Annotated in this window: 1 tRNA gene; it reads right to left on the minus strand. The window is 53.2% G+C overall.

The annotated features are described in order from the left end of the window. Positions 1–92: 92 nt before the first annotated feature. Positions 93–166, minus strand: a tRNA-Arg gene (locus tag GXP72_RS17395). Positions 167–402 lie beyond the last annotated feature (236 nt).

Raw genomic sequence — 402 nt, forward strand, 5'->3', positions numbered from 1 at the left:
TCGTCCGAGGACGTTAAGAATCCATGTCACTTTGAGTGCCCACACAGATTGTCTGATAAATTGTTAAAGAGCAGTGCCGCTTCGCTTTTCGGTGCATCCGGGAGGATTCGAACCTCCGACCGCTCGGTTCGTAGCCGAGTACTCTATCCAGCTGAGCTACGGATGCATCGGGAAATGCTTTTAGAAACAGTAAATGGTGCATCCGGGAGGATTACTCGGCTGCGCCTCGCCCTTCGGGCCGTTGCTAAAGCAACGTTATCCTCCCTGGTGCTTGCGATTAACCCGCAGACCTTGAAACAACAGCGTGGCTATTATCTCGGAGAATATGGTGCATCCGGGAGGATTCGAACCTCCGACCGCTCGGTTCGTAGCCGAGTACTCTATCCAGCTGAGCTACGGATG

The sequence above is a fragment of the Enterobacter sp. SES19 genome (assembly GCF_011765665.1).
Classification (GTDB): Bacteria; Pseudomonadota; Gammaproteobacteria; order Enterobacterales; family Enterobacteriaceae; genus Enterobacter; species Enterobacter pseudoroggenkampii.